Origin of the sequence: Paenibacillus sp. AD87 (assembly GCF_001659845.1) — a bacterium.
In the GTDB taxonomy this organism is placed as follows: domain Bacteria; phylum Bacillota; class Bacilli; order Paenibacillales; family Paenibacillaceae; genus Paenibacillus; species Paenibacillus marchantiae.
In genome coordinates this window covers 2,587,180-2,609,477 of sequence record NZ_LXQN01000007.1, presented here as the reverse complement: position 1 = coordinate 2,609,477, position 22,298 = coordinate 2,587,180, and the positions used below count along the sequence as shown (strand labels likewise).

Annotated in this window: 15 protein-coding genes; 12 read left to right on the top strand and 3 right to left on the bottom strand. The window is 45.0% G+C overall.

What is annotated here, in order from left to right; genetic code table 11:
- Window positions 1-6 precede the first annotated feature (6 nt).
- The 5 genes from gpAD87_RS11420 (at window position 7) to gpAD87_RS11400 (ending at window position 5,165) form a co-directional block, all read left to right on the top strand.
- The gene (locus tag gpAD87_RS11420; RefSeq protein WP_064638458.1) at window positions 7-435 is read left to right on the top strand and encodes an Rrf2 family transcriptional regulator; all 429 of its coding nucleotides are present in this window, start codon (window positions 7-9) and stop codon (window positions 433-435) included.
- A 37-nt stretch (window positions 436-472) separates the two neighbouring features.
- Window positions 473-1,021 carry an NADPH-dependent FMN reductase gene (locus gpAD87_RS11415; RefSeq protein ID WP_064638456.1) on the top strand — a complete coding sequence of 183 codons (549 nt, stop codon included), beginning with the start codon at window positions 473-475 and terminating at the stop codon, window positions 1,019-1,021.
- 206 nt (window positions 1,022-1,227) lie between these two features.
- Window positions 1,228-2,451: an RNA polymerase sigma factor gene (locus gpAD87_RS11410; RefSeq protein WP_064638455.1), complete on the top strand. Its 1,224-nt coding sequence runs from the start codon at window positions 1,228-1,230 to the stop codon at window positions 2,449-2,451.
- Window positions 2,452-2,618: 167 nt separating this feature from the next.
- Window positions 2,619-3,599 (top strand): SDR family NAD(P)-dependent oxidoreductase, encoded by a 981-nt coding sequence (locus gpAD87_RS11405; RefSeq protein ID WP_064638453.1) that lies wholly within the window; start codon window positions 2,619-2,621, stop codon window positions 3,597-3,599.
- A gap of 516 nt (window positions 3,600-4,115) precedes the next feature.
- Window positions 4,116-5,165 (top strand): phosphotransferase enzyme family protein, encoded by a 1,050-nt coding sequence (locus gpAD87_RS11400; protein WP_331710881.1) that lies wholly within the window; start codon window positions 4,116-4,118, stop codon window positions 5,163-5,165.
- A gap of 83 nt (window positions 5,166-5,248) precedes the next feature.
- Here gpAD87_RS11400 and gpAD87_RS11395 read toward each other — a convergent pair whose 3' ends face one another.
- Together gpAD87_RS11395 and gpAD87_RS11390 are read right to left on the bottom strand one after the other, a co-directional pair.
- Window positions 5,249-5,875, bottom strand: a complete 627-nt coding sequence (locus gpAD87_RS11395) for an HXXEE domain-containing protein (protein ID WP_157258451.1) — start codon at window positions 5,873-5,875, stop codon at window positions 5,249-5,251.
- 24 nt (window positions 5,876-5,899) lie between these two features.
- Window positions 5,900-6,481, bottom strand: a complete 582-nt coding sequence (locus gpAD87_RS11390; protein WP_064638450.1) for a TetR/AcrR family transcriptional regulator — start codon at window positions 6,479-6,481, stop codon at window positions 5,900-5,902.
- 281 nt (window positions 6,482-6,762) lie between these two features.
- On the opposite strand from gpAD87_RS11390, the gene gpAD87_RS11385 reads away from it, so the two are divergent.
- Window positions 6,763-7,677, top strand: coding sequence for a poly(ethylene terephthalate) hydrolase family protein (locus gpAD87_RS11385; protein WP_064638448.1), 915 nt, complete (start codon window positions 6,763-6,765; stop codon window positions 7,675-7,677).
- 150 nt (window positions 7,678-7,827) lie between these two features.
- Here gpAD87_RS11385 and gpAD87_RS11380 read toward each other — a convergent pair whose 3' ends face one another.
- Window positions 7,828-8,922: a GntR family transcriptional regulator gene (locus gpAD87_RS11380; protein ID WP_161490581.1), complete on the bottom strand. Its 1,095-nt coding sequence runs from the start codon at window positions 8,920-8,922 to the stop codon at window positions 7,828-7,830.
- Window positions 8,923-9,351: 429 nt separating this feature from the next.
- Here gpAD87_RS11380 and gpAD87_RS11375 point away from each other — a divergent pair, with 429 nt between their 5' ends.
- The 6 genes from gpAD87_RS11375 to gpAD87_RS11350 all read left to right on the top strand — a co-directional run bounded on the left by gpAD87_RS11375 (window position 9,352) and on the right by gpAD87_RS11350 (window position 22,269).
- On the top strand, window positions 9,352-10,731 hold the full coding sequence (locus gpAD87_RS11375) for an ABC transporter substrate-binding protein (RefSeq protein ID WP_064638446.1): 1,380 nt from the start codon (window positions 9,352-9,354) through the stop codon (window positions 10,729-10,731).
- A 71-nt stretch (window positions 10,732-10,802) separates the two neighbouring features.
- Entirely contained in the window at window positions 10,803-11,696 is an 894-nt protein-coding gene (locus tag gpAD87_RS11370; RefSeq protein WP_024631712.1) for a carbohydrate ABC transporter permease, read from the top strand.
- A 12-nt stretch (window positions 11,697-11,708) separates the two neighbouring features.
- The gene (locus gpAD87_RS11365) at window positions 11,709-12,527 is read left to right on the top strand and encodes a carbohydrate ABC transporter permease (protein WP_062319098.1); all 819 of its coding nucleotides are present in this window, start codon (window positions 11,709-11,711) and stop codon (window positions 12,525-12,527) included.
- 40 nt (window positions 12,528-12,567) lie between these two features.
- Entirely contained in the window at window positions 12,568-15,327 is a 2,760-nt protein-coding gene (locus gpAD87_RS11360; RefSeq protein ID WP_064638445.1) for an alpha-mannosidase, read from the top strand.
- 123 nt (window positions 15,328-15,450) lie between these two features.
- Window positions 15,451-21,000, top strand: a complete 5,550-nt coding sequence (locus gpAD87_RS11355; RefSeq protein WP_197521404.1) for a glycosyl hydrolase family 28-related protein — start codon at window positions 15,451-15,453, stop codon at window positions 20,998-21,000.
- Between the two features lie 45 nt (window positions 21,001-21,045).
- Window positions 21,046-22,269 (top strand): enolase C-terminal domain-like protein, encoded by a 1,224-nt coding sequence (locus gpAD87_RS11350; protein WP_064638441.1) that lies wholly within the window; start codon window positions 21,046-21,048, stop codon window positions 22,267-22,269.
- Window positions 22,270-22,298 lie beyond the last annotated feature (29 nt).

Genomic DNA, 22,298 nt, shown 5'->3' with positions numbered 1-22,298 from the left:
GCAGCTATGAACAGTGAGCTAAGTGTTGTCATCTATATTCTGGTTCTCCTTAGTTCACATGAAAATGAGAAACTAACCAGTACTCAGATCTCTGAAAGGATTCGGGTGAACCCGGCGAGGATACGCCGAGTCCTTAGCTCGATCAAAAAAGTGGGATACGTTAAGTCAAAAGAAGGTATTGACGGTGGTTATGTTTTGTCTAAAGACCCGTATGAGATAACCTTGAAAGATGTGTACACCCTGGTGTCTTCCAAGCCGCTTCAGATCCCCAAACCATCCATTATGAAAAAAGGGAATATAACAGCAGAGGTAGATATTCAGCTCGCAAACATTTTCATAGAAAGTGAACAGCAGTTAATGCAGCAGTTAGAAAAAATCACCCTAGGCAGCATGCTTCATGTGATGAAGGAATGTGCGTTGGAAACCATGGAATAGTTTGATGATGAAGAAGAAATCATAGGAGGTTAATGTTGTGAAATTAATCGGATTATCCGGGTCACTGATTGGATCAAAGACACCAGTGGGTGTGGATGCTGTACTCCAATTCGTAAAAAATAATCATCCAGAAATTGAAGTGGAACTCATAGATTTAAGAGATTATAAAGGGATCGAATTTTGCGATGGTCGCAAGTTGGAGGATTACAATGAAGACACCCAGTTGGTGGTCCAAAAATTGATTGATGCTGACTTTTACGTTATCGGCACACCAATATATCAATCCTCTCTGACAGGCGTACTGAAGAATGTATTCGACCTTCTGCCCGTGCAGAGCATTTACAATAAAGTGATGGGTTTTATAGCAACCGGGGGCACCTATCAGCATTATTTGGTAGTGGAAAATCAATTAAAACCGATTGCCGGCTTTTTCCGCTCCTATGTCGCCCCAAGCTATGTATATCTGAATAGTGATCATTTTGATGCTGAGAATAACATTAAAGATACTGAAGCCTTAAGTCGGCTAGAAAAATTAGCTGAGGAACTGGTCTTCATGCAGACTCAATTAAAAGCTTCATCGAGCTGAAATAAGCAAGGATTAAAATTTATGTTTCATTAAAGAACAAAGGTAGCCGGTCAGTGCGATCGGCTGCCTTTGTTTGTTTTCTACTTCAAAAGTTAGCAGAATTCATATCAAAGAGGTGAGGGAGTCAAAATTATTTTTTCTCATGCGTGGCTTTTTTGCTTCCTCCGGTGTCTAATTATATGTAAATCAAGAGGAGGTTCCCCACCATGTCAGGAGCTCGTGACACGAAACCTGTTTATCCGGATGAACAGGAAAGCATCACCATCTTTGAGAACACGTATGAGCAATATCGTCAACGAATCAGCAAATACTTCTCACTGAAATTGAACTCGTTGGTTGCAGATGATTTGACCCAACAGGTATTTTTGAAAGCAGTCGAAAATATTCACAGCTTTAAAGGAAGCTCAAATTTATTCACCTGGATCTTTAAGATTGCTCAGAACACGGTGAAGAACGAATATCGCAGGTTATCACGACAAAAAGAATCTCCTTATGATTTTACAGATTATGAATCGCAATCGATCTCTCTTGAATTTACGAAACATGTTGATATTCGAATTGATATTGGCTCTGCGTTACAAAAGTTGGATGAGATTGATCAGGAGATTATTGCATTACGCTTTTTCGTTGACTGCACCTTGCCCGAAATATCCAAGATTGTTGGACGACGGGAAAACGCAGTAAAGAACAGACTGTACCGGGCTTTGGAGAAATTAAGAAAAGAACTGAAAGAGTGGGGGGATATTGCCATCATGTCTATTCATGAACTGATTTCCATTGTAAATAAAGGTGAAAACCAAGATACGAATGATCGTACGTCAAAAGTGCATCAAGATTTGTTCGATGAGCTCAACAATAGTGTTGAACGAGTGTCGACCAAATATAAACATCATCCATCACAAAAGGTAGTTATTGAAATTTATCCTGATCTGCCAACGTTCCATCAAGCTGTCGGCGAAACAGATGCCCCGAATTGGTTTATGGGCACATATGAAGGGCGTACTCTGAAAATTGTCTCTCCATTGGAGCCGGGACCGGAGCATACGTATCAATCCATTCTGAAAGGCACAGTCCACTTGTTTGCCATGTGGCTAATCAGCGATATTAATCCTGCAGCTCCCAAATGGATCAGACAGGGCATTGATGGATATGAGGCGAAACAGATGTCCCAAGATTTCATTAAAGGATCAACGGAAGATAGCATACGCAATCATTCGATTCCATCTTTTGATGAATTAAATAACGATACGTGGGATTTTGAAACGATGAAAGGTTTTCAGTTCTCTTATATGATGGTGGAATTTGTGGTTGAGCGATACGGAGTAGATGCATTGAACAAACTAATCCGCAGTCCTCAAGATTTCGAAGGGATCTTTCAATGCAGTGAGACTGAACTGTATGAGCAATGGGTGAAGTATATAAAAATATAATTGAAATACAACCTTATACTTTTGATTGTAGGCCCGGTGATGAACCGGGCTTTTTTTGTATTAGTAAAGGTTTGGAGCATTGAAGTAGGGGAATTCGTTATATTTGACTTAGAGTACACTCTAAGCTGTAAACTTGAAGAAGATACATCTGGAAGGAGATTGTTTTGATGAACCAGGATAATAATTCAAAAACCTCACAACATAAAATCGGTTCCGGATTCAACCATCGCACGACAGCTGAGGAAGTATTGAATAACACGGATTTATCCGGAAAACTTGCCATTGTCACGGGTGGATATTCCGGATTGGGACTGGAAACTACACGTGCACTCGTTCGTGCTGGAGCCAAGGTTGTTGTGACCGCACGTCGGCCAGCCATCGCCAAAGAGGCTCTTGCAGGGCTAGATAATGTAGAGATTGATGAACTGGACCTCGCAGATCTCACTAGCGTCCGTGCTTTTGCCGAGCGTTTTCTGGCAAGCCACCGGAGTATCGACATGTTGATCCTGAATGCGGGAATTATGGCTTGTCCAGAGACTCGCGTAGGCCCGGGTTGGGAAGCTCAATTTGCTACGAACCATCTTGGACACTTCACCCTGACGAACTTATTATGGCCGGCACTCGTCAGCCATGAAGGAGCACGGGTTGTATCCGTTGCCTCAACAGGGCATCATTTCTCACCAATTCGCTGGGACGATATGCAATTTGAGAATGGCTATGAAAAGTTCCCTGCTTATGGACAGTCCAAAACAGCAACCATTCTGTTTAGCGTCGAACTGGATAGACGCGGTGCAGATCAGGGAGTGCGTGCGTTCTCTGTACATCCGGGTGGAATTCTGACGCCGCTGCAACGACATATGCCGAAAGAGGAAATGATCTCATTGGGTTGGATTGATGAGTCTGGTCAAGTCGCTAATCCAAACTTTAAAACGCCTGAGCAAGGGGCAGCAACGCAAGTATGGGCAGCGACATCTCCGCAACTTGATGGAAAAGGTGGCGTGTATTGCGAAGATTGTGACATCAGTGAGCCAGCTCCTGCGGACGGAGCCTTCTTTGGAGTCAAGGACTATGCCATCGACCCAGAGCAAGCCCGTCGTCTATGGGAAGTTTCAGCCCAGTTGACTCAAACGGATCTACCGAAATCTTAGGATCTTTTTTCTGTTCACGAGGAAATAAAGAGTGGTTGGTGCAGAGCATGGAGGGAACGCTAAAGCTAACGAATCTGAGGCGTCTTATTCAAGGGTTCGAAGTGATCATAGAAATCTAAGGAACCTGAGACGCGCTATAACATAATAAAACAGCCGTTTGCACGTTTTTGTCAGCTATTTCAGGAAATAAGGTGTCTGAAGTTCCTTACTTTTCAGAAAGAGCAATTGAAGGCGAAATAAGATGTCCGGAGTTCCTTAGAAAATCGTATACTCATTCGCCAGTATAAGCCGGCTTGGATTTCGAGATTTTGTAGACACAGACGTTAACCTCCATCATGGTATAGCTTACTTGCACCTTAGGAAAGTCGCCTGAAATGGCGGCTTTTTTTGTGTTGGAAATGCTCTTCGTGAACAGCATTCTATGTAAAAAATGTTTTAAAATCGTTTGTTATATTCGCCCCCAATGGTCTGTTCTGTATAATTCGTTGTACATCTAGATTCGCTTGCGGATGATGAATGAGGAGGACAATGATGACTTTTTTTCAAAGTGGGACGCATGAAGAACTTGAATGTTTGCTCGTTCAGGCGAGAAGTGTATGTCTAAGGGCATTAGATCAGTATGAATTAGCATGGGATTGTATACATTTCATTCAGTTGTCAGATACCATCACGTACAAAATCGATACATCTCGATTGAAAAGCTATTTGCTTCGCATTCATTCCAATCGGCTAAGTAAAGAAGCTATCCGTTCAGAACTTACTTTGCTCCAATCATTGGGCACATCTGATGATCTCCACGTACCTCAGGGTGTGGCGAGTCGCGACGGCTCGTATGTTTTGTCCATGGAGGCAGAAGAAGCGGGGATGTACTTTTATATCACGATGATGAATTGGGTGGACGGAGAGCATATGGATGGAAATGAGGTTAATAAACGTTGTGCATACCGTATGGGCTCTATGGCCGCAAAACTCCATGAAGCAACTACCCGTTTTGTGCCTTCTGTTGATTTTGATCGGCCTGAATGGGGCGAAGAGAGTTTTAAAGTGGATATGTCCAAGCTGAGCCGCTATTACACAAGGTTTTTATCCAATCAGGCATGGAAGACATATCAGAGAGCATCCCATAAAATATTATCCCAACTTGCAAACTTGGATCAGAATCCACAGCATTACGGAATCATCCACGGAGATTTACATATTGGTAACATCGTATTCAACGATGAACAACCTAATCCAATTGATTTTGGCCGATGTGGCTACGGATATTATCTTTACGATATAGCAAACACAATATTAGGGCTTTTCCCCGCACAACGTTTGGAGTTCATCAGAGGTTATGAAAGTGTAAGGACACTGCCAAGAGATTATGTTGAGGTTCTGGAAAGTTTCTTTATCATGTGCATAATTGAGAATTACAGCCACCACTCTTCCGATCCTAGAGAAGCATCACGATTAATTGATGAGCAGCCGTACGCACAAGCGTGTATCAGAGAATATTTAATGAATACTCCATTTCTTTTCAATGAGATAGAAGTGCAGGAAGTTACGGAAAAGTTCAACATTTAGAAATTCAATCATTTCAAAAGAGAAACGTAAAACGCATCGAATCCATAGACGCGATGCGTTTATTTTATATTAAAGTCACAGGTTTATTTTTTAGTATAAGATCCTAATTGTTTCTGTGAAAAAGGATGAACGGAGTTTTTGTTTCTTAGCCACATATTGCCTTTAACAATTAAAACATAGACAGCTACGACAAAGTAAATCATGCTCCAAAGCCAGTCTGTTGGTGTTAACATATTCTGTTCATAGGCACTTTTAATGTACCAGATTCCAATTGGCAAATGCAGAAATATCGCTGAAAATAATCCGGGATTATATATGCTTTTTGCTTTTATATTAGCGAAGATGCCATGCCAGATAATCTGGAAAAATCCCATGAATATAGGTGCCAGACCCAGCCATACAACGGAAGGGAAGAGTACAGGCGGCAAATAAAACACATAGGCGATAATCAGATTAATAATCATCGCTGACTGCTGATTTAACGGATATCTCTCAGGTGTCTTACTTTGGAACAATACTTTATTAAACAAGCCTGCAAAGTAACCCGGCCATCGGTATTCTTCAAATTGATGCAGGAGTATGGCAATAAAGCTTAACCATAAAATGCTTTTAATGCGCGGAAGTGTTCCCCAATCCAAGATGAGATAAATGCATACAAAGAATGCAATGATCAATCCCAAGTCCTGCCAATGTTTTCTTAACATGTTCAACTGAATCGCCTCCATCAATGTCGTTTAATGAAAGTATCTTTCAAAGAGCAAGTCAATTTGTGCTTCTATCGGAGCAATCTTCACAGAAGCTCCTTTTTCCAGAATAGGACTCATAAGTGCCGGAAGAAAAAGCGCCCCAAAAATTTGCGTCATCATTGTGGTCAGTCGTTCCGGTTGTTGCTCTCCGGTTATCTCTTTTAACGTATTTTGAACTTTGGGGAACCCCAATAAATTTAAGAATGAACCGTATTCCTGTTGAGATGAGAAATCTGCTGAACCCATAAGAATAATTCTGGATAACAATTCGGGATATTCACGGATGACTTGTAAATAATCCATTAAGAATTGCTTTAATCGATCTCGGGCGGGAATGGATAATTCATCGAGTATAACAAAGGTATGCTGAAAGCCACTCAGAATCATTTTAATAGATTCACTGATCAAATTTTCTTTGGAGCCGAAGTAATAATTAACCAGGGATACATTTGTGCCAGAGGCTTCGGCAATTTTTCGTATGGTGATGCCTTCAAATCCACTTTGTTTGGTGAACTCTAGTGTGGCTTGCATAATCTTTTCTTTTGTTTCACTTTTCTTGTCTGGTTCCATATGTAAAACCTCCAATAAAGTTATTTAAACAATGTTTAAAACGGTGTTTGAATTTATATTAGCACGTTTTCCTAATTTTGCAAGTCATACATTTGGAGTATTGACCATTAACTAAGAAACATCATATCGAAGGCTTTTCATGAAGACATGTTCAGTTTTTCGTGGGTGTTTTATTATGAAATGCGAAAAGGTTGATGTAACAAAAATATCTCTAAACAAAAAGCGCTATACCTGTGGTATGTTTTACGTACGAATACCGCTTTAATGTGAGAGGAGATTGTATGCCACAAGTGAAAAGAGTAATTCGGAGCAAGTGGTTTTTATGGATAACGGGTGTTGTCGGTATTTTGATCGCTGCATTTTGCGTACTATCCTTCATCCTCGTAAATTCGGTATCTGCTACTTTTGAAGCCGGAAGTGTTGAAGAAAAATATGCTCTACCCGGCACGTACGAGGTAGATACGCTGGAAATCAAGGACGAGCAAGGCGAGAAGCTGTACAGGATTTATTCTCCGCAATCAACGGATGTTTTGCACCCACTCATCGCTTGGGGCAACGGAACCGGGGCATTACCTGACAATTATGATCAGTTGTTAAGACACCTGGCCAGTTGGGGATTTATTGTCATTGATACATACAGTCAAACCACGGGTACAGGAAAAGAAATTATGGCTGCGATTCAATATATGCTCAGTGAAAATGAAGCGACGGTCAGCCCGTTCTATCACAGGATTCAAAAAGATCAGGTCGGTGCGGCAGGGCATTCGCAGGGATCAACGGGTGTGATTAACGCTCACACGAATTTTGAGAACGGGGATCTCATCAAAACGGTTGTATCGATTGCTCTGCCTGAGCTGAAATATTGTGATCCAGAGGACGTGTATGATACATCAGCGCTGAAGGTTCCGTTTTTTGTTATAGGAGGAACCCGAGATTTCATCATCTCCCCGTCAGACTCCAACAAATTGGCCTTGAACAATACCAGTCCGGATCTTCCGGTCTTGATGGCCATGGCTAAGGGCGCTGCACATACAGCGATAGAGCAGGATGGCGGGCAGCATAGAGGTTATTTGACAGCTTGGATGAGATATCAATTAATGAATGATTCGGAGGCAAGCATGGCCTTTGTTGGAAAGCATGCTGAAATAGGAACGAATAATCATTGGAAGAATGTTACTTCCGCAAATTTACAATAGTCATGGTTCACATAAATCGAAGGACCCTTCTGAAATGGAAGGGTCCTTCGATTTATGTGGAAAACAATTTGAGGCATTGAAATGGCTTTATCTAATGCCACTATAAACGTTTTCAGAAAATTCATCCTGTTGAACACCAAGTAACGGTAGCTATGATTTCGCCTTTGCTGTTGATTGTCTGGGAATAAGCATCGTAGGTAATTTAACTTGAAGGTACTCACTGTTTGGATTCTCCACTTGTTTCAGGATGACTCTGCCCGCTTCTCGTCCGAGTTCAAGTTCCTGCTGTACAACAGCCGTGGGCGGAATGATACAGAACTCCGGAAATTCGACATCATCGAAGAACACGACAGATAAATCTTCTGGTACAGAGATTCCCATCTGCATCGCCGCTTGAATAACATGAGGGCTGAAATTGGAGGATAGAAGGGCCGTCATCTGCGGATTTGCCTGTAAAAACTTCTGAATCATCATGATAACCTCTTCATCGCTGGCACTCATGGCCAGACGTGTCATCTGTATACTGCGATCAATCAGAATATGACGGTCCTCCAAGGCTTTCTCATACCCATGCAATCTGTCCTCAATACTTGATGTTCCCTCAGCAAGAGTGGAAATAAAGCCAATTCGATTGTGCCCAAGCTCATGAAGATGCTTAACCGCCTGAATAGCTGCCTCATGGTTGTCCGAGCTGATGGAGTTGGTCTCCACCCCTTTTAGATTGCGGTCCAGAAGGACAAGGGGAAAGCGATTTAGCGTAAGCGCAAGAATCTCATTGTTATAGTGCTCACCCTCAACGGGATAGATAATTAGTCCTCTGACGCCTGCCTGTTTCATTTCCTGAATTTTGAGAATCTCTGTCTCTTGTGAATCATTCGTCTTGGCAAATAACAATTGATAGCCATTCTCTGAAAGGGTGTCCTCAATTCCGCTCAGCAGATTGGCGGTGAACCTATTGTCAAGACGGGGGAGAAGGAACCCGATTGTTGGTACTGTGAGCTGCTCTTTTACCGCTGAAGTGATGTTATGAATTTCCTCTGGACTGTGATCGTTAACAAAGGTGCCTTTGCCTTGAAGTCGGTAGACCACTCCTTTATCAACTAGAGCAGTAAGGGCATTTTTCACCGTGATACGGCTCACACTGAATTGTTCAGCCAGTTCATTTTCGGAAGGAATTCGGCTGCCCGGTTTCCAATTTCCGCTTCGAATCTGGTCAATGATATAAGTCTCGATTTTCTTGTACATTGGCTTGAAGGTTCTCACCATCGCATTTTATCTCCATTCACTATTAGTTCGTTCTAAATATATTATATTAATACAACATATACAAGTGCTAAAAATCAATAACAAGTGAGTAAGACAAGAAGATTGAAATTACGAACAAATATGATAAAAAAACCTTATGAATAAACAATTTATTAGAAATACAATTTGTTAAGTTGTATCTAAAAATAAACATTTACAAGTAAAAGTATGTTGTTTATATTGTTTTTAAAGTTCGTTGGATAAAGCGTTTCCAATGAGCCTTGACAATCTTATCTATGCCACAAATTTTTTCTCAAGTGTTCCTTAATTCGAAAAAGGGGGTGCAGCGGTTTTTAACGCCAATTTGTTGTCGTGGAATATTCATTAAGCCAGAAACGATCCAAAATTAAAGATAAGGGTGGTTGCGGGATGAAAAAAAGAGCAGGCATGATCGTTACTTTGTTAACTGTTTTCTCACTCATTGTAAGCGCTTGCGGTGATGCGCAGTCCGGGGGGACGGAACCCAAAGCGAGTAAAGAGCTGACGATGTGGACGTGGAAGGTTGCTTACACGCCAGGGATTGAAGCAGCTGCGAAATTGTATGAAGAGAAAACAGGAATCAAAGTCAAACTCGAGACCTTTACACCAGATGATACGTATCGCCAAAAATTCCAGGCGGCAGCCAACTCCAAAAATTTGCCGGATATTGTGAACTGGTGGGCAACGGCAGGCGATTCTATCGAGAACTCAGTGCTCGAACTGTCAGGTGAAGTCGACGATGATCTGTTGAACAGCTACTACAGTGCTGCAATGGACCCGATCATTGTCACACAGAGCCAGGTTGATTCCTGGAAAGAAGACAAGAACGCCACCACAATTCAAAAGTCACTGAAGACTGGCCAGTTCTACGGACTGCCGCTTGATATCGGAGGATTCTTTACTTTCTATGGTAACAAGAAGCTGATCGAAGAAGCAGGGCTGACAGCCGAAGCGCCAAAAACATGGGAAGAGTTTGTCACCATGATGGAGACTGTCAAAGAGAAAACAGGTACTCCTGGGCTTGTGTTTGGTGCAAAGCTGCCTGATCTGTGGGAGAACTGGGCCGGTTCGGCACTGTCCATCATGCTGAACGAACCTCAAGGTTATATTGATCTGCTCGAAAGAAAGTCTAAACTAAGCGACCCTTCAAATCTGCCGGTAGTGAAAGCGATGGAGACACTGGCAAACAAAGATCTGCTTATGCCGGGAATTTTGTCAACGGATATTGATGGAGCAGACCAGGCGTTTGCTGCTGGCAAAGCCGCTTTCGATCTCGGTGGTTCCTTCACGATGTCTACGTTACTGGCTATGGGAATGAGTCCTGACGATATATTCACCTTCCCGGTACCACCGCTTGAAGGATCGAAAATTAACAGCTGGACGACTGATCCGTTCACGTTAACGATGTTGTCAGTGAATAAAGATTCGCAGAACAAGGCTGAAGCGCTTGATTTCATTAAATTCCTGACAGGGGATCCGGATGCTGCTGTTGCTTTTGCTAATGCGGCGTATACAGTACCTGCGCTGAATCTGGGCGATCGTGCAAATGATCTGGACCCGAACCTGAAATCCATTTCAGATGCATTCGCTGCCGAGCCTGGTCCTTACAGTCAAGCTTCACCAGCGATCAATACGTATCGTGGCAAGCACAAAGAGTGGGAAGTGTATGCCCAGTCCATGCAATCCATGATCGAGAAAAAGATGACTGCTGAACAAGTCGCCAAGAAGTTCGACGACACCATGGAAAGTCTGAAAGCGAGCGGGAACTAGAACACCAAAGCAATCGGCAAGCCCCGTAAGGGGCTGGCGATTGCCAAATTGAGAGCAAAAGGTGATTGATCATGATAAAAAGTCGAAATAAGTGGATGCCGTATCTCTTTTTACTGCCGGGCGTACTTTTGTTTCTTGCCATCGGCGTGTATTCGGTCGGATTCTCGATCATGCTTAGCTTTTATAACTGGTCCGGTATCGATTTTTCCACCGCAAGGTTTGAAGGTCTGGCGAATTTTCGTCAGTTCCTGCTCGGTGATGATCCGATTGTAACCCGGAATTTCTATAATGCCGTTCTGCACAATCTGATTATTGCGGTTTCACAGGTTGTGGTCGTCGTTCCAATCGCACTTGTGCTGGCTTTTGTGCTGCAAAATACGAAGGCAGCAACTTGGTACCGGACGATTTATTTTCTGCCGATGATCGCATCTGGCGTAGCTATCTTTTATGTATGGAAAGGCTTGTTTGAACCTAGTGGAGCATTCAACTCACTCTTCTTATGGATGGGCTTGGATTTCCTTGCAGTACCTGGTGGAATGCTGGGGAGTTCATCTACTTCTTTACTCGGTATTATTTTGACATCAATCTGGGGCGGTCTGCCTGGTACGCTGATTCTGTATTACGCTGGTCTGACTTCCATTGATCCGACGCTGTATGAAGCAGCAAGTGTGGATGGTGCCAAGAAAACAACCATGATATTGAAAATTACCTGGCCGTTGCTGAAGCCAATTACGCTTATTGCCGTCATTCAGATGGTGAACGGAGCCTTTCAGGCCTTTGAGAATGTGTTCATCATGACGGGCGGCGGACCGGCTGGCAGTTCGGAGGTTATTGGTACGCTCGTGTACCGTACAGCTTTTCTAAACAATGATTATGGTCTGGCCAGCGCTATCGGATGGGTATCATTTCTGATTACAGGTGCCATTGCCATATTCAGTATTCGCTCATTCAAGGCAGACATCTAAAAGGAGGAGCACATGGTCAAATATATTAAGCATATCATTCTAATCTTGTACGGATTGACCTGCCTGTATCCTTTTGTCTGGATGATCGGCACTTCGCTGAAGACATCACAGGATGCACTAGCCAATCCACAGAGTCCGTTTCCACAAGCTGCACCATTGTGGTCCACATTTGGTGACGTATGGAACAAATTGAACTTCTATCAGTTTTTCATCAACAGCGTGATCGTAAGTGCAGTCGTGATTATAGGCGTCATTCTCATCTATACCATGATGGCCTATTCGTTTGCCAAATTTGTTTATCGGGGCAAAAAATTCATCTACTACACGTTTATTGCCTTGCTGCTCGTTCCAGGGGTAACCACATTGATTCCGCTTTATATCAACATGACCAATCTGGGGCTGCAAAACACGTATATTGGCATGATCCTGCCCATGATTAATGGTGCTGCACCCTTCGCCATTTTTCTATTCACCAGCTACTTCCGCACAATCTCACATGAGTTATACGAAAGCGCCGTCCTGGATGGATGCAACAATTTCAAAATCTACTACAGAATCTATCTGCCATTGGCGTTGCCCGCTATCGGAACCATTGCGATTCTGAACTTTATCGGAAGCTGGAACAATATTTTGTGGCCGATGATCATCGTGGATAGCCGGGATATGTTTACGTTACCAATGGGACTCATGTATTTGGATTCATCTTCATTTAAGAAATGGAATGAACTCATGGCAGGGGCTTTAATTACGGTCATTCCAATCCTGCTTGCCTTCCCGTTCATGCAGAAGATGTATGTCAAGGGCATGACGGTAGGTTCAGTGAAAATGTAAATACACAACAACTAAATCATACAAGATTGGAATGAAATGAATGACTACAAAAACCGCACATATTGTCGCACATTCTCACTGGGACAGGGAGTGGTATCTATCCTTCGAGAAGCACCGAATGTTGCTTGTTCAGCTCATGGAGGATTTAATCGAGACGTTTGAAAATGACCCAGAATTTACGAATTTCCATCTGGATGGGCAGTTTATTGTGCTGGAGGATTACCTGGAAATCATGCCGCACAGGTCGAATCAGGTTCGCAAGTTAATTGAGCAGGGCAAGCTGATCGTTGGTCCATGGTACATCCTTCAAGATGAATTCCTCGTCAGCAGTGAAGCCAATGCACGTAATCTGTTAATTGGGATTCAAGCCTCAGAACAAATGGGAGGATATGCGAAAATCGGATATTTCCCCGATTCCTTCGGCAATATGGGTCAGGCACCACAGCTCATTAGCCAAGCAGGCATTGAGGTAGCTGTATATGGACGTGGAGTGAAGCCAGTTGGATTCAATAACGAAATTCAGTCTGGCAATGAGCATACCTCCAAATACTCGGAGATGTATTGGGAATCACCCGATGGTACTCGTGTACTGGCGATCCTGTTCGCCAATTGGTACAACAATGGCATGGAGATTCCAGTGGAACCAGAGAAGGCCAAAGCTTACTGGGCCAAAAAGCTGGCTGCAGCAGAAGAGTTTGCTTCAAGTTCGGAACTCCTGTTCATGAACGGATGCGATCATCAGCCGCTCCAGAAGGATCTGACACAAGCATTAAAGATGGCTACCGAGATTATGCCAGATGTGACGTTTCGCCATTCCAGCTTTCCCGAGTACATTCAGGCTTTGCAAAAAGCGAAACCACAATCATTGGACGTCATTCGCGGTGAACTTCGAAGCCAATGGACCGACGGCTGGATCACACTTGTAAATACTGCTTCAGCAAGGGTGTATATCAAACAGCAAAATGTAAAAAGCCAGACGTTACTGGAGAAAGTGGCTGAGCCGCTGGCAGTCATGGCCTCTCTGTACACAGGCATTTATCCACGGCATGAGCTGTTATATGCATGGAAGACGTTACTGAAGAATCATCCTCATGACAGCATCTGCGGGTGCAGTGTTGACGAGGTTCATAGGGAAATGATGACCCGATTTGCCAAATCGCAAGAAGTGGCTGAAGCCATATCGGTTCAGAGTGCTCGTACAATAGCTGAATCCGTGGATACATCTGGTTTTGACGCAGATTGTGCGTTGCCTTTTGTAGTGTTTAACACTTCGGGACATCGTCGATCCAATGTAATTGTAACTAGGATGGACGTTGAGCGACGTTACTTTGACCACCAGCCTCCGCATGAAAAGTATCAGGAATTTAAGCGCGAATATGAAGCCTTTGACCCGAACGATTGGGTTGTATTGAACGCGGAAGGCATGCAAGTGGAAGCCGTGATCACACTCGTTGGACCGACATTTGGATATGATTTGCCGGATAATCGATTCCGTCAACCTTACTGGGCATATCAAGTGGATGTAGAGCTTCATGTCCAGGACATCCCGGGTTTTGGATATCATACTTTTGCTCTTGTGCCTAAGAGTGTTTCTGGAGAGAATACGCTTAGCGAACTGACTACCACTGAACTTGTTACAGAAGAGCAAGTGATGGAGAACGATTATGTGCGGATCGAGATTGCGGGGGATGGATCGTTTACCATGTTGGATAAAGTGAACGGTCGTAATTATACAGGGCTTGGTATTTATGAGGATACGGGGGATATCGGAAATGAGTATATGTACAGACAACCGGATCAGGAAGCTCCGCTGACTACGCAGGGACTGCCTGCCCAGATTAAGCTGGTACATCATACACCACTGAAAGCCGTTTATGAGATCGTGCATAACTGGAAGCTTCCGGCCTCCGCAGATGAACTGCTGGATGAAGAGATCCGCTCCATGGTTCCATTTCGTTACCGGAAATCCCAACGGCTGGACGAAACTAGAGAAGTGAGCATTCGTACAGAGCTGATCCTTGAAAAAACGGCTCGTTCGGTTGGCATTAAAAGCTATATCGATAACACGGTTCAGGATCATCGAATTCGCATGTTGTTCCAAACGGGACTCGAAGCAAGTCATGTTACCGTTGACTCTATTTACGAACTGGCCCAACGCCCGATACAGCCGGAAGCGGAATGGAGAAATCCCAGCAATGCGCAGCATCAAAATGCATTTGTCAGTATCAGCAATGGTCGTGAAGGGCTGACGATTGCGAATAAAGGTCTTAATGAGTACGAAGTATTGGCTAATCAGAATACCATTGCTGTGACACTGCTGCGTGGGGTACGTGAGCTTGGGGATTGGGGAGTATTTGCAACGCCGGAGGCCCAATGTCTCGGACAGCACATTCTGGAAATGGAGCTCATCTCACATGATCTGGATGTTATTGAGTCCGATGCTTATGTGCAAGCGTATCAGTTCCCGGTTCCCTGGACTGTTCAACAGACAGGGGTACATGGTGGTACGTTACCCGCTGCCCACGAGTTTTTGCAATGGGAGGGTGATCATCTCGCTTTTAGTGCGCTTAAACGGGGCGAGGCAAATGATGACATGCTGTTCAGGGTGTTCAATGTGTCATCGGAGACGACTTCACTGAAGGTAACGCCTTCGTTTGAGGCTAAGGAGGTGTACGAAAGTACAATTGTTGAAGATCAAGGTGAAGCCATGAAAGTAGCGGATGAGGGAAGTTATGCTTTGAATGTGGGATCAGCAAAAATTCAGACGATCGGCATTCAACCCACAACACGTTTAAAATAAACAATTCAGTCTTGGAGTTCTCTCCACTGCTGCGAATTGAAAACGGATGCATCATGTTCCACATACGACAACCCTGTTTTCGTGCAGCTTGATTACATGATCAAGTTAATGGGAGGTACGATTGTGAACAAACGATTATGGTTAGGTGCCAGGTGTACCATTTCAGTGCTGTTGACTATTGTCATGTTATGTTCAGGGCTATACATCACACCAGCAACCACACACGCGGCAGCAGAGGGGGAAGATGTTACTGAACAGGGAGACGTCCATCTAAATGATGTGTCACCTGACTCGGTAAGTATTACGTTGGGGGAAACTCCTGTGCAGCAGGGCATAACGGCTCGTCCCGGCGATGGACCTCCAGCAGGTCTTCAAGTGGGGACGTTTGACGGCAAGGATTATTGGAAAACCAATCAGACGGTGAATCCAACAAATCCGGCCGATAACATCCTGTATTTTTACTTTAATGTTGCGGATGAATATTTGTTTGAAAATACCGATCAGGACGTGTTCGTCACTGTTGAATATTACGATAGCGATAGTGGAGCGTTGTCTCTGCAATACGATTCGAAGCAATCCAATTTCAAGGATGCCCCTTTGTTCCGGTATGAAAATACGGGAACCTGGAAGACACATACCTTCAAGCTCAGCGATGCCAATTTCGGTAACCGCACCCATGATGCGGATTTCCGAATCGGGGTTAGCGGCGCAGGGGCACCAGCCAACAATCCGGAACTTCATCTGGCGAAAGTAACCGTCCATAAGCAACCTCAGCAGCAGTCGGGTATTCAGACCAAGGTCTATGATACGGAATTCCCTACATCAGATATCGTCATTGCAGATCGAAGCGTAACCGATTATGGAGCAATAGGGGACGGGGTCTCAGACGATACTCAAGCATTCAAAGAATCGCTGGCAGTAGCCGGAAATCAAGGTGGGGGAGTTGTGTTCGTACCATCTGGAACCTATAAATTAACCGGAGAGCTGGTTATTCCAACAGGCGTTACGCTTCGCGGCGATTGGGGGAATCCCGACGAGCATGGCGGGTTAGTCAAAGGTACGATCCTTGCTGTATACGGCGGCAAAGGTCAAGCTAACGGGAACAGCTTCATAAAGATGGAACCTTCTAGTGGGGTAACACATGTGTCGATCTGGTATCCCGAACAGAATATGAATAACCCGGTGGCCTATCCATGGACGATGGAACAGCTTCCAGGTGACAGTGCCACGGTGAAAAATGTAACACTCGTCAATGCGTACCAGGGGATTAAGATTGGCCCGGAATGGAACGAACTTCATTATGTGAAGGATGTATACGGCACCACACTGAAAACCGGTATCTTTCTGGATTTCACAACAGACATTGGGAGACTGGAAGAGCTTCACCTTTCCCCGAATGTATGGGCGAACTCTGGTTTACCAGGAGCACCTGAGCAATCTCAATTGCGTGAATATATGATACAGCAATCAGAAGGTATCGTAATGGGGCGCTCGGATTGGGAGTATATGTCGAATATTCATATCTCGGGTTATAAGACAGGGATACGAATCACGACAAGAACAGGAAGCCTTGAAACAGCCAATGCGCAGCTGTACAAAATTCAGATCGACGACTGCAACGTAGCGCTGAAGATTGAAGGCGTCAATGATTATGGATTGCTGGTGACAGATAGCCAATTCGAAGCGAGTGCTGGTCCGAATCCTGTTGCCATTTATGCAACGGAAGGCTTTCACTCCATTGCCCAGTTTAACAGCGTAACGGTGGGCGGGGAGCCCAAACATGCGGTGGTGAATAAAGGGCGTGGAACGTTGTCCTTTGAGAGCAGCTCTTTCGAGAATTGGGGTGAAGGAAGCGGAGATTATGCCATTGTTGCCAAAAGTGGTTCGCTTATACTGGGTAGTTCTACCTTCGCCAAGCCGGATCGGCACCTGCTTCTTCAGGGAGATGTGGCCACAATCAATGCCATACATTCCGGACACGAAGGAAACCTTGCAGTGAACGATGAAAGTACCTCGGCGGAACTGAACATCCACCAGGAAGAAAATTTGGTGTTGGAAACGATCCCTAATGTTCCTTCAGTGGATATTGCTGTGCAGCCCAAGCCGGGTACTCGCGAGTTGTTTAACGTAGTGAGCCAGCCCTATTTGGCTGATAACACAGGGAATACGGATTCATCGCAAGCCATTCAACAGGCATTGAATGATGCCGAAGCTGCAGGTGGAGGAACGGTCTATATGCCTGCTGGCATATACCGCGTTGAGCAGGCTTTGGTGGTCCCGACTGCCGTAGAACTGCGGGGCAATTATGATGTACCTCATCATACGATCGGGAATGGAACCGTTATTTTTACGAACTATGGCGAAAATGCTCCGGATGCCGATGCCTTCATTCAGCTGAAGCAAGCATCGGGGTTACGCGGATTATCCGTCTATTACGATCAACAAACATGGTCTGATACCAATCCGGTGAAGCCTTATGCCTGGACTGTGCAAGGTCAAGGGAAGAACGTATACCTGATCGATACAACTTTGGTTAATCCCTATCAGGCTGTCGACTTCGGCACCTATGATACAAGTGGTCATTATATCGATTATGTAGCGGGATCACCGCTCAAGGAAGGCATATATCTTGGTGGCGGGTCAGACGGAGGATACATGCGGAATGTGCAGTTCAATCCGCATTATTATGGTCGGAACAATTATCCGAATCATCCATCGAATGATGAAGAATTTAATCAAATTTGGAATTATCAAAAAGAGAATCTTGACGCCTTCCGTATTGGGGATGTCACGAATCAGGTTATTTTCAATACATTTGTATACGGATCAAAGTACGGTATTCATTTTGAAGAACAGAATGGAAGAGGGCCTGAAGCCGTCGTTATTGGTCATGGCACGGATGGCAGTAAAAAGGGAGCCGTATTACAACATGCGGGAACAGCTGGTCTTTCGTTTATCAATACAGAGCTTGTTTCCATGAGTACAACAGACAAGGTATACGTGGAGGTTGGGCCAGACTTTGGTTCCAAAGCGGTGTTCTTCAATACGTCCATGTGGGGAGACACAACAAGGTCCTTTGATATACATGGAGGAGATATCCGCATACAGCAGGGAAACTTCACGAACGTTGGTGAAATCGGCATTAACGCAATCGGTGGTGATATTACCCTCTACAATTCCTATTTTCAACAGCCACGTACAAATCATGTGGTTGCAGGTCCAAACGTAGAGAAGATGGTGATATCCAACAACCTGTTTAATGGCGGTTTTCAGATGGAGAATGAGGCACCTCCTGGAAAAGTGACGGGTACTAATCTGTTTCCTTTGGCACTCAAACTGAACCAGCTTGGGTATGATCCATCCAGACCAGGTGATCCCGGAAGCATGCTGACTTTGACTAATGTTGCAGGTGAGGCTTTGCTTAAAGGGCAGATCGAACTGATTGAACCGAGTGTGTATCAGGCGATGTTTAAGCCAGTACGATTTCAGGGGCTGGGTATTGGGAAAAGCATGGATGTGGCGCTTCCTTATATATCAAGTGACTTGCTCAAATTCAGAGTAACGCTTGAGAACGGGTTCCGCTACGAAACTTCAGTCAAACTGTCACAATCCTTTGCGGCACAAAAAGATGCTGTTGGAACGCTGCCATTCATTGAGGTTTCCAGTCCGGAGCATTATAACAGCGTCGGTGGAAGCTGGGGAGGTCCGAATGATCTCAGCATTCAAGCTAAAGCAAGTTGGGATGCGGAAAATTTGCTTCTCAAGGTGGACGTCAAGGACGATATTCACCATCAATCCAATACCAATGGCGATATATGGCAAGGAGACAGTTTACAGCTCGGTATTGACCTTGGCAAAGAGGATGGTGCGGCCAGCAAACAGGTGAATGAGCTTGGTTTTGCACTGAATCAGGAAGGTGTCATCACGAAATGGAGATGGCGAGCTCCGGAAGGGGTTGCTACAGGATTATTGGAATCCGCTTCAGCAAACATTACCCGGGACGAGACGACCCATATTACTCATTATCAAATTACGCTGCCTTTTGCAGCGCTTCATCAGGAAGGATATTCGTTCCAACCTGACAAACCTATCGGTTTTGCATTACTTGTCAATGAAAACGATGGCGAAGGTCGATCAGGATTTATGGAGTTTAATGGAGGGATCGGTACAAGTAAAGATGCACGTTTATTCGGAAACTTGTATCTGCTTACGGGTGATTACGTGACATTGTTGGAGCAATCGGCCGAGTCGAGTGTTCGTACTGCGGAGCAAAAGAAAGATGTTACCTCTATAGATACAGCAACCAACTTTGTCACTCTGCTACCGGGCGGTACGTTGAAGTCCTCATTACTCGTAAGACTCGCTGCTCTTACATCAGGTTCCAATTCGAATCCTGGGGGACCCAATCCACGGCCAGGCTCGGGTTCGCAGCCAAGTGCTGGAGGGGGCTCTCCGACTGGAGGGGAGAATGAAGCAATATCTGCCGCTCCTGGGGCTACAATGCAGCTTCAGCCCAAGCTGGATAAAGCTGCTGCATTGGCAACAGCCGAGCTCACCAACAAGATGATGGAGGATGCATTCAACCGCATCACCTCTGATCAGGACGGGAAAAAGAAGCTGATTGTAGACATCGAATCCGTGGATGGTGCTGAAGGGTATGCTCTGACACTTCCATCCAGCTTTTTACAGGAAACACCATCTACCCATTGGTTGGAGATTCGAACAGCATGGGGAGTGCTGCTGGTTCCGAGCAATTTGCTGGCCAATACCCAAGGAACGATTGGAGAGCGTATTACCTTGGTATTAAGTAAGGCTGACCGAAGCACTTGGAGTGCCAAGATGAAATCAGACTTAGGGGGGCGGCCTGCGATTTCATTATCTGTGATGTCGGATGGCAACTCCGTTGCATGGCAAAATTCCATTACGTCAATCACAGTAAGTTTACCTTATCAGCCTAATGTAACTGAACCGCTGGACCCGGAAAAACTTGCAGTACGACGTATCTCGGATGACGGGCAAATGATCTCCGTTCCAAATGGGAAGTTCAATAAAAAATCGGAACAAATGATTTTCAAAACATGGCAAAACGGAGTTTATGCAATTACTCAGGATAATCGAACATTCCAGGATATACAGCAGCTATCATGGGCCCGCCATGCCATCGAAGTTCTAGTGTCCAAAGGGGTTATTCGTGGAATGACACCGACAGAATATCAGCCTCAATCCATGATCCGCCGAGCGGATTTCGTAACTCTGCTTACCAATGCCTTAGAATTACAACCTGATCAGGGAAGCAAGGTGGAACGCTTCGCGGATGTACCTGAGCATGTTTATTACGAACAGTCCGTGAATACCGCAAGAACGCTGGGCGTCATTCAAGGGGCAGGCGCGGATCGATTCTCGCCAGCGTCTCCAATTACCCGGGAAGAAGCAGCGGTTATGATCTACCGAGCTATGCAAGTTATAGGGATGCAGCCTCTTCCTGAAGGTGAATCCGGTCTGAATGACTATAAAGATACTCATTTGATTAAGGCATATGCCCGCGATGCCATTGATTCATTAACCAGATCAACAATGATGGAAGGAAGCAATGGCAGCTTCCATCCGGAAGATACAATGACACGTGCTGAGACCGCAGTGCTGCTGTATCGTTTATACAACCGTTTGCCTTAAACCTTCCGATAGGATTGAAATGGAGCAGATGAGGAGAGTGAACGCATGGCTAAAATTACACGGATAGAATGCATACGTACAAGGCACGACGGAAGCTGGACCATTGTGAAGATTTCGACGGATCAGGATGGTCTTTACGGATTGGGTTCTGCTTCCGATCTTTATAATCCCGAAGCGGTGGTTCAGGTCATCGAACAACTGCTGGCACCATTACTCATAGGGAGGGATGCATCCCAGATTGAAGATTTGTGGCATCTCATGCATATGAGCGGATATTGGAGAAATGGGGCAATACTTCATACGGCCATTGGTGGAATTGACATGGCCCTGTGGGATATCAAGGGCAAGGAAGCGAATCTGCCGGTATATCAATTGTTAGGAGGGGCCTGCCGTTCGGCAGTTCCCTGTTACGGCCATGCCGGAGGTGCTGATATCAGCGAGCTGAAAGAAGATGTTTCTCGTTTTATGGAAGAAGGGTACACGGTCATTCGAGTGCAGATGGGGGGTTACGGTGGCGGGGGATTTGTCAGCGGCAAGGACGCGAATTTGCCACGCGAGCCCTGGAGCAGCGGTCCTGTATTCGATGAACATGCGTATCTGCATGCCATCCCTGACATGTTCGAGAAGTTGCGCCTGGAATTTGGTAATGGGATTCAGTTTACTCACGATGTGCATGAGCATTTATCCCCCATTCATGCCATTCAGCTGTCGAAGCGGCTTGAACCTTATCATCTTTTCTTTCTGGAAGATGCACTTGCTCCGGAACAGATCGGATGGTATCGACAGCTTCGTCAACAGAGTGCTACGCCGCAGGCAGTGGGAGAATTATTTGTTAATCCTCAGGAGTGGACGGGTCTGATTCAAGAGAAGTTGATCGATTTTATCAGAGTTCGGGTATCGAAAGCAGGCGGAATCAGCGCTTGTCGCAAGATCGCTACGCTGGGCGAAGCCTACGGAGTACGAACAGCCTGGCAGGAGGGTGGGGAGAATGATCCTGTTAACCAGGCAGCTGCTGTCCATCTGGATATGGCCCTGTGGAACTTTGGTATCCAGGAAATCAATCATTTTAAACCTCATGAGTTGCAGGCATTTCCGGGACATATCGTCAGAGAGGGCGGATATCTATATCCTTCCAACAAACCGGGACTGGGCATTGAACTGGATGAAGTGAAGGCCAGATCATTACTAAGTGACTCATGGGATCACAACAAATATCATCGGCCGTATCCTCTAGACCGCAAAGCGGATGGGACATTGGTGCGACCCTAACGAAGTGACTAGAACAGACAGGAGAGATA

Bases quoted from the DNA above. Each gene is read 5' to 3' on its own strand.
- gpAD87_RS11375 (WP_064638446.1), top strand. From the start codon at position 9,352: ATGAAAAAAAGAGCAGGCATGATCGTTACTTTGTTAACTGTTTTCTCA.
- gpAD87_RS11385 (WP_064638448.1), top strand. From the start codon at position 6,763: ATGCCACAAGTGAAAAGAGTAATTCGGAGCAAGTGGTTTTTATGGATA.
- gpAD87_RS11420 (WP_064638458.1), top strand. From the start codon at position 7: ATGAACAGTGAGCTAAGTGTTGTCATCTATATTCTGGTTCTCCTTAGT.
- gpAD87_RS11365 (WP_062319098.1), top strand. From the start codon at position 11,709: ATGGTCAAATATATTAAGCATATCATTCTAATCTTGTACGGATTGACC.
- gpAD87_RS11390 (WP_064638450.1), bottom strand. From the start codon at position 6,481: ATGGAACCAGACAAGAAAAGTGAAACAAAAGAAAAGATTATGCAAGCC.
- gpAD87_RS11370 (WP_024631712.1), top strand. From the start codon at position 10,803: ATGATAAAAAGTCGAAATAAGTGGATGCCGTATCTCTTTTTACTGCCG.
- gpAD87_RS11350 (WP_064638441.1), top strand. From the start codon at position 21,046: ATGGCTAAAATTACACGGATAGAATGCATACGTACAAGGCACGACGGA.
- gpAD87_RS11380 (WP_161490581.1), bottom strand. From the start codon at position 8,922: ATGTACAAGAAAATCGAGACTTATATCATTGACCAGATTCGAAGCGGA.
- gpAD87_RS11405 (WP_064638453.1), top strand. From the start codon at position 2,619: ATGAACCAGGATAATAATTCAAAAACCTCACAACATAAAATCGGTTCC.
- gpAD87_RS11410 (WP_064638455.1), top strand. From the start codon at position 1,228: ATGTCAGGAGCTCGTGACACGAAACCTGTTTATCCGGATGAACAGGAA.
- gpAD87_RS11400 (WP_331710881.1), top strand. From the start codon at position 4,116: ATGAGGAGGACAATGATGACTTTTTTTCAAAGTGGGACGCATGAAGAA.
- gpAD87_RS11360 (WP_064638445.1), top strand. From the start codon at position 12,568: ATGACTACAAAAACCGCACATATTGTCGCACATTCTCACTGGGACAGG.